Raw genomic sequence first — 8,428 nt, 5'->3', positions numbered from 1 at the left:
CTCGCCCGCCTTGATGGTGATCACCGAGCCATTGCTCAAGGTAACGGTCACCGGCGTTTGTGCAGGGTTGGTCAGGGTCGCGGTGTAAGTAATCTGGCCGCCTTCGGTCACCGCCTCACCGGCCGTCAGCGTGACGGTGGTGGTGTCGATGGTATCGGTAATCTGAGTAACGGCCGGGTTCGGGTCGATGGTCAGCACCAGGTTGTTGCCACCGGTAGTACCGGTGACGCCGACGCTGATCTGGCTTGGGTCGATGTACGGGCTGTCGTTGGGGGCCAGGGGCACATTGACGGTGCCGGTCAGTTGGCCCGACGGGATGGTAATCACCGCGCCATTGGACAGCGTAATCGTCAGGTTACCGATGGGCGCCTGGGTCACGGTGGCGGTGTAGGTCAGCACACCACCGGCCTCAGTGATGGTCGGCGTGGCGCCCAGGGTCAGCGTGGCGGTTTGCAGCACCAGGCCACCGTCGCCGCTGCCAGGTTGGGCGCCGACGTTCTGGGTCAGTGTCCCATTCGTCTGGCCCAGGCCAGCAGTTGGAAAGCCGATCGTCGGGTCGACACGGCCAGCGGTCGCGTCCAGTACGACGAAGCTATGGCCACCGCCTGCGGCACCATTACCGGCTGCGGTTGGGCCTGCGGCCGCGGCTTCCAGGTCGGTGGTCGGGTCGGCACCGGCGACAATGGCTTGTTGCAGTTCGGCAACCGACGGCGCAGCGTTTTCTGCAGCCGCAGCCAAATCGAGGCTGGAGTCCGGCAGGTCGGCGCTCCACTGCGTCTCCCGGCCCAGATCCAGCGTGCGGCCGTCGGCCAGTTCCAGGCTGACAGCCCCGGACATCCCGGTGTCGACCTGGTCGCCCGCGAACAGGCGGTCGCCTTCAACAAGGACGCGGCGTGTTCCTTCCGGAGAGACAACGAAAACTTGACCAACAATGCTTTTGACGATGGCAACAACACTGCTCATTAAAATTTTCTCCGGCGATCCGTTTCTGATGAATTCCATGTGGCCGCTCGCGAGGGGAGGGCCAGACAGGAGGGACATAGACTATATTGATAGTGACGTCAAAATATTGGCTAGATTTATTCGCGATCTAGTTTATGCCAAACTATTGACCTTATGGTCGCCATCCTAAACAATCGCTCCCGTAATGTCACATTGATATTTATGCGGCGAACCGTCCTACATGTGTGAAGCAGTTCCGCTTTTTGAACTTTCCGACGTACGGTCATTACGGTAGCCATTATCCGACGCAGCGCCGCCAATCGCTGTGATTTGAGACAAGAAGTCCTAGGGAATTTTTAAATGCGTCTGCACCTGTTCAAGGCAATACCGTTCGTTCTCGCCGCCAGTTTCGTACAAGCCCAAACGCTGCCCCAAGCCATGCAGCAGGCGTTGGATGTGCACCCGGAAATTCAGGCGGGTGTAAACAGCCGCATCGCCGCCGATTACCAATTGCGCGCGGCACAAGGTGGTTACCTGCCACGTGTTGACCTGAATGCCGGTTACGGCCGCGAAGGTACCGACAACTCCACCACCCGCGCTGCCAACGGCCCAAACGGCAACCACTGGGACACGCTCAACCGCGGCGAATCCAGCCTGCGCCTGCAGCAAATGATTTTTGACGGTTTCGCCACCTCCAGCGAAGTCGGGCGTCAACAAGCCAACGTTAATTCCCGTGCTTACTCCTTGCTCGGCACGTCCGAGCGCACCGGGTTGACCGTTGCCCAGGTCTACCTGGATGTATTGACCCGTCGTGAGTACGTGCGCCTGGCTGAAGAAAACCTGCGCAATCACGAACGCATTTACGATCAGATCAAGTTGCGTACCCAGCGTGGCGTCGGCAACGGCGCCGACCAGGACCAGGCCGAAGCGCGCCTGGCCCAGGCCCGTAACAACCTGATCACCGAGCAGACCAACCTGGCCGATGCGCAGGTCAACTACCTCAGCGCCGTTGGCCAGATGCCCGACCAGCTCGAGCGTCCGGCCCCGTTCATGGCCATGTTGCCGGCGGACCTGAATGAAGCGCGTCGCCAGATGCTCGACAACAGCCCGATCCTGCGCTCGGCCGAGTCGGATATCTCGGCTGCCGAGAAGCAATACGAAGCGGCCAAGTCCTCCTTCTACCCGCGTTTTGATGCCGAGCTTGGCACCAATGCCGATAACAACGTTTCCGGCGACGCCAGCCATAACAACGGCTGGGAAGCCATGGTGCGCATGCGTTTCAACCTGTTTGCCGGTGGCAGCAACAAGGCTGACTTGCAGTCCAAGTCGTACCAGGCCAACCAGGCGCTGGACGTCCGCAACAACGCCCTGCGCCAACTGAATGAAGAACTGGGCCTGGCCTGGAACGCCTTGAACAACGCCAATGCCCAGTTGCCAGTGGCTCAGCAATACGTGGACCACAGCACCCGCGTGCGTACCTCCTACCAGCAGCAGTTCAGTCTCGGCCAGCGTACCCTGCTGGATCTGCTCGACAGCGAGAACGAATTGTTCACCGCTTCCCGCCGTCTGGAAGAGATCAAGAACATTCAGTTATTTACTCAATATCGAATCAAGGCGACCATGGGCGAATTGCTCAAGAGCCAGGGAGTGGTCGCACCGATGGCCTCCGTCGTGCAGAACGACGTGAAGCCTAAAGTCCAACTGCCTGGGATGAATTGAGCCACCCCAATAGCCCCATCTGTTAGTCGAGAGTGCACCGCGTGGAATCCGAAGTCAGTCGAGTTCATCTCAGTCATGATCCACGCACGCTGCACGACGACCCGTTACTCGACGGGTTGTTGGCACTCTGTGCCTTGCACCAGAAGCCCGCCAGCGCGGCCATGCTCACCACCGGCCTGCCGCTGCCCGCGCAGCGCCTGAGTGCCGAGCTGCTGCCGCGTGCGGCCGCGCGGGCCGGGCTGCAAGGCCGGGTGCTGCAACGCAAGCTCGAACAGATTCCGGTCATTGCATTGCCGGCGCTGCTGCTGCTCAAGGACGGTCGCAGCACTGTGCTGGTGGGGTGGCAAGGTGACGACGAAGCGCGGATCCTGCTCAGCGAAAGTGACGGCGGCGAAGTGCTCATCAAGCGTGACGTGTTGGCCGACGACTACATCGGCAAGGTTTTCTTCGCACAGCCGCAACACAAATTCGACGTCAACCATGGCTCCCTGATTCCTCGGGCGCGCTCGTGGTTCCGTGACACCCTCAAGCGTTCGCGCTGGCTCTACACCGACGCCATCGCCGCCAGCTTCCTGATCAACATCATCGCCATGGCCGCGCCGCTCTTTGTGATGAATGTCTACGATCGAGTCGTGCCGAACCAGGCCACCGCCACGTTGTGGGTGCTGGCCGTGGGTATCTGCGGCGCGTACCTGTTCGACCTGATCCTCAAGAGCCTGCGCAGCCTGTGCCTGGACCTGGCCGGTAAAAAGACCGACCTGATCATCTCGGCCACGCTGTTCGAGCGGATCGTCGGCATGTCCATGAAGTACCGCCCTGCGCGGGTCGGCAGCTTTGCCCAGAACATCCATGAGTTTCAAAGCCTGCGTGACTTCCTCGCCTCGCTGACACTTACCAGCCTGATCGACTTGCCGTTCACGTTGCTGATCTTCCTGGTGATCGCCATTCTTGGCGGCCACCTGGTGTGGATTCCGGTGCTGGCGTTCCCGATTGCCCTGGGCATCGGCTATGCCCTGCAGAAACCCCTGGTGGCAACCATGGAGCGGACCATGGCCCTGGCTGCCGAGCGCCAGTCGAGCCTGATCGAAACCCTCGCCGGGCTGGACGCGGTCAAGGTCAACAACGCCGAGAGCGAGCGCCAGTATGGTTGGGAACAGACCATCGGGACCCTGAGCCGGCTTGAGCTGCGGGTGAAGCTGCTGTCGGGCCTGTCGATGAACATGACGCTGCTGATCCAGCAATTGGCCGGCGTGATCATGATTGTGTTCGGCGTCTACCAGATCATCGACGGCAACCTCAGCATGGGCGGCCTGATCGCCTGCTACATGCTCAGTGGCCGCGCCTTGAGCCCGCTGGCCTCGTTGTCGGGCCTGCTGACGCGTTACCAACAAGCCAAGGTGACCATGACCTCGGTGGACCAGATGATGGAGCTGCCTCAGGAGCGCAATTTCGAAGAGCGCCCCATGAGCCGCCGCACCCTGCAAGGCGCCATCGAGTGCCGGGGCCTGAACTTCACGTACCCGAACCAACAGAATCCTGCGCTGAAAAACATCAACCTGGTGATCAAGCCGGGGGAAAAAATCGGCATCATCGGCCGCAGCGGCTCGGGTAAAAGCTCCCTTGCCAAGTTGATCGTCGGCCTTTACCAGCCCGACTCCGGTGCGTTGCTGGTGGATGGCGTGGATGTGCGCCAGATCGATGTCAGCGAACTGCGCCACAACATCGGCTACGTCGCCCAAGACATCCAATTGCTGGCCGGCACCCTGCGCGACAACCTGGTGTGCGGGGCGCGCTACGTCGAAGACGAAATGGTATTGCAAGCCGCGGAACTGGCCGGCGTGCACGAATTCGCCCGCCTGCACCCCCAAGGCTATGAGCTGCAAGTCGGCGAGCGTGGGCAAAACCTTTCCGGTGGCCAGCGCCAGAACGTCGCCCTGGCCCGTGCGCTGCTGCTCAACCCGCCCATCCTGCTGCTGGACGAACCCACCAGTGCCATGGACAACACCGGTGAGGAACGCTTGAAACAACGCCTGCAAGCCGTGGTGCAAAGCAAGACCGTGGTGCTGGTCACGCACCGTGCCTCACTGCTCTCTCTGGTGGACCGCCTGCTGGTGGTTGACCGTGGGCAGATCCTCGCGGACGGCCCGAAAGCCGTGGTTATGGAAGCGTTGAAGAAGGGGCAGATCAGTGTTGCTTAACTCCATCAAGAGCGCGGTCGGGCGCTACTTCAAAGGCGCCGACTCGCTGCAGGGCCAGCCTCTGCCTGAGGTCAACAAAGCGCTGATCGAAGATGCGCCGCGGGTCATCCGCCTGACCATCTGGGCGATCATCGGGTTCTTTGTGTTCCTGGTGGTGTGGGCGGGTTTCTCCAGCATCGACGAAGTCACCCGCGGCGACGGCAAAGCGATTCCGTCATCCAAGTTGCAGAAAATCCAGAACCTGGAAGGCGGTATCGTCTCCGAATTGTTCGTCAAGGAAGGCCAGATCGTAGAGGCTGGGGCGCCGTTGATTCGCCTCGACGACACACGGTTTGTCTCCAATGCCGGTGAAACCGAAGCCTTGCGCCTGGCCATGCAACTGCGCGTTGAGCGCCTGAGTGCGCAGGTGGATGATCGCCCGCTGAACATCCCCGATGACGTGCTCAAGGCCGCACCCAACCAGGCCGCCAACGAGCGCTCCCTGTATGAAAGTCGCCGTCAGCAGTTGAAAGACGAAGTGGGTGGTTTGCAGGAGCAACTGGTGCAGCGCCAACAGGAACTGCGCGAGTTCACCTCCAAGCAAGGCCAGTACCGCAGCCAGTTGTCCCTGCAGCGCCAGGAAATCAACATGTCCGAGCCGCTGGTCGCCCAGGGTGCGGTGTCGCCGGTGGAAGTGCTGCGCCTCAAGCGCGCCGAGATGGAAACCCGTGGCCAGTTGGACGCCACCACCTTGGCGATTCCCCGCGCCGAGTCGGCGATCAAGGAAGTGCAGCGCAAGATCGACGAAACCCGTGGCAAATTCCGCAGCGAAGCCCTGACCCAGCTCAACGAGGCCCGTACCGAACTGAACAAGGCCGAGTCGACTGGGCGCGCGCTCGAAGACCGGGTCAGCCGCACACTGGTCACGTCGCCGGTGCGCGGGATCGTCAAGCAGTTGCTGGTCAATACCGTCGGTGGTGTGATCCAGCCGGGCAGTGACATGGTGGAAATCGTGCCGCTGAACGATACCCTGCTGGTGGAAGCCAAGATCCGCCCACAAGACATCGCCTTCCTGCACCCGGGGCAAGAAGCGATCGTCAAGTTCACCGCCTATGACTACACCATCTACGGCGGGCTGAAGGCCAAGCTCGAACGCATCGGTGCCGACACCATCACCGATGAAGACAAGAAAACCACCTACTACATGATCACCCTGCGCACCGACCGCAGCCACTTGGGCACCGACGAGAAACCGTTGCTGATCATCCCCGGCATGGTGGCGTCGGTGGACATCATCACGGGTAAGAAAAGCATCCTCAGCTACTTGCTCAAGCCGATTATCAAGGCGCGGGCCGAGGCGTTGCACGAGCGGTAACTTCCACCGACTGCCAGGGCCTATCGGGAGTAAGTCCTCCCACATTTTGATGTGTGAATACATTCAAAATGTGGGAGGGTGCTTGCTCCCGATGAGGCCATCAGCCTCGGCACGGACCTCAACCCTAATGCATATCGATATTCGCTAACGGTATTTAATCGCCAGTTCTTATATCTATAAAGTCACTCTCCTGTCTGACCGGGAGTGCCCTCATGTCCGCCACCTCTACTGTTCCAACAGCGAACTCAACCGCTCAAAACTTCAGCATTCGTCCACTCCCCGGCGGCGTCGGCGCCGAGATCATCGGCCTGGACCTGTCCCGCCCGGTCGACGACCACGACTTCGCGCGCATCCACCGAGCGCACCTGGATCACCACGTGGTGGTGTTCCGCGACCAACGCATTACCCCCGAACAACAGATCGCATTCAGCCGCCGCTTCGGCGAGTTGCAGATCCACGTGCTCAAACAGTTCCTGCTGGCCAACCACCCGGAAATCCTGATCGTCTCCAATATCATCGAGAACGGCCAAGCCATCGGCCTGGGAGACGCGGGCAAGTTCTGGCACTCGGACCTGTCATACAAAGCACTGCCCAGCCTGGGCTCGATGCTGCACGCCCAGGAGCTGCCCGCCGAAGGCGGCGACACGTTGTTCGCCGACATGCACAAAGCCTGGGACCAACTGCCCGAGCACCTGCGTAAAGCCGTGCAAGGCCGTAGCGCCGCGCACTCCTACACGGCGCGCTACAGCGAGACCAAATTCGAAGGCAACTGGCGCCCAACCCTCACCCCCGAGCAACTGGCCCAGGTGGCGGAAGTGGTGCACCCGATTGTGCGCACCCACCCGGAGAACGGCCGCAAGGCGCTGTTTGTCAGTGAAGGCTTCACCACCCGCATCGTCGGCCTGCCAGCTGACGAAAGCCGCGACCTGCTGGCCCAGCTTTACGCCCACAGCGTGCTGCCGCAAAACATCTACCGCCACCCGTGGCAGCCCCACGACATGGTGTTCTGGGACAACCGCTCGCTGATTCACCTGGCCGCCGGGTGCCCGAGCCATCTGCGCCGCAAGTTGTTCCGTACCACCATTCAGGGTGATGCGCCTTTCTGAGCCTGTGGGCGGGGTTCTGCTTGCAGCGTTTCAGTCGATATCAATCAGCCTTTGGCTGATTCTCTCGAGGAGTGCCCGGCACCGCTGCAACGATAAATTTAATTACTGTTACGATTGCGCCGAGTTCACTTTCCACGGGTCACGAGTGCTTGGCATGCAACTACCGGATATGAACCTGCTGGTCGCCCTCGACGCGTTGCTTGACGAGGGCAGTGTGGTCGGCGCCGCGCGGCGGATGAACCTCAGCCCGGCGGCCATGAGCCGCACCCTCACGCGTATCCGCGAGGCGGTGGGCGATCCGATCCTGGTACGCGCCGGCCGTGGCCTGGTGCCGACGCCCAAGGCCCTGGAACTGCAAGGCCAAGTGCGCAATGTAGTGGAGCAGGCGGCGTTGCTGTTTCGCTCGGCGGATCAGGTGGACTTGAGCACCTTGCGCCGCCGCTTCAGTGTGAGGGCCAATGACTTTTTCATTGGCGTGTACGGCGGTCGGTTGTTCGACACCATGGAGCGTGTGGCGCCGCTGTGCGAACTGCGCTTCGTGCCCGAAGGCGATACCGACGACGAAGCCCTGCGCGAAGGGCGCCTGGACCTGCGGGTGAGTAACACCATGCCGGTCAGCCCCGAGGTGAAGGTGCAGAACCTGTTCTCCACCACCTTTGTCGGCCTGGCGCGGCAAGACCACCCGTTGTTCGACGAAGAAATCACCGCCGCACGCTTTGCCAGCTATTCCCACATCAGCATCTCGCGGCGTGGTATCGCCCGTGGGCCGATCGACACCGCGCTGAATGAGCAGGGCCTGGAGCGCCGCGTGGCGATGATCGCACCGGGCTTTCACGGCGCCATGTTCATGTTGCCGGACTCCGACCTGATCCTGCCTGTGCCCAAGGAAGCGCTCCTGAGCGCCAAGCGCCTGAACCTGCCACTGCGTTCATTTGCGCTGCCGATCTCGTTGCCGACGCTGGTATTGGCGCAATCCTGGCATCCGCGCTTCGATAAAGACCCGGCGCACAAATGGCTGCGCCAGACCCTGCGCGAGAGTTGCCACGCCACCTGGCTCGAAGCGCGGCCCCGCTGAAAGCCCAAGCCATACGCGGTCAAAATGTGGGAGG

General features: G+C 61.4%; 6 protein-coding genes. 5 read left to right on the top strand and 1 reads right to left on the bottom strand.

Annotated features, from left to right (window positions below; all coding sequences use genetic code 11):
• The coding region (locus tag M5B43_RS26900) for a retention module-containing protein (RefSeq protein WP_248752910.1) at positions 1-963 on the bottom strand (963 nt) is incomplete at its 3' end.
• 339 nt (positions 964-1,302) lie between these two features.
• Here M5B43_RS26900 and M5B43_RS26895 point away from each other — a divergent pair.
• From M5B43_RS26895 to M5B43_RS26875, 5 genes are all read left to right on the top strand, one after another.
• Entirely contained in the window at positions 1,303-2,661 is a 1,359-nt protein-coding gene (locus M5B43_RS26895; protein WP_248752909.1) for a TolC family outer membrane protein, read from the top strand.
• Positions 2,662-2,702: 41 nt separating this feature from the next.
• The gene (locus M5B43_RS26890; protein WP_248752908.1) at positions 2,703-4,859 is read left to right on the top strand and encodes a type I secretion system permease/ATPase; all 2,157 of its coding nucleotides are present in this window, start codon (positions 2,703-2,705) and stop codon (positions 4,857-4,859) included.
• A complete protein-coding gene (locus tag M5B43_RS26885; RefSeq protein WP_248752907.1) occupies positions 4,849-6,213 on the top strand; it encodes an HlyD family type I secretion periplasmic adaptor subunit in 1,365 nt (454 codons plus the stop codon). The genes M5B43_RS26890 and M5B43_RS26885 overlap by 11 nt, the downstream gene beginning before the upstream one ends.
• A 212-nt stretch (positions 6,214-6,425) precedes the next feature.
• Complete coding sequence (locus tag M5B43_RS26880) at positions 6,426-7,319, top strand: TauD/TfdA family dioxygenase (RefSeq protein WP_248752906.1); 894 nt, start codon at positions 6,426-6,428, stop codon at positions 7,317-7,319.
• A gap of 154 nt (positions 7,320-7,473) precedes the next feature.
• Positions 7,474-8,394, top strand: coding sequence for a LysR family transcriptional regulator (locus M5B43_RS26875; RefSeq protein WP_248752905.1), 921 nt, complete (start codon positions 7,474-7,476; stop codon positions 8,392-8,394).
• Positions 8,395-8,428 lie beyond the last annotated feature (34 nt).

It is taken from the genome of Pseudomonas sp. MWU15-20650, from assembly GCF_023242475.1.
Lineage (GTDB): Bacteria > Pseudomonadota > Gammaproteobacteria > Pseudomonadales > Pseudomonadaceae > Aquipseudomonas.
This window is presented reverse-complemented; position numbering and strand designations above follow the sequence as displayed.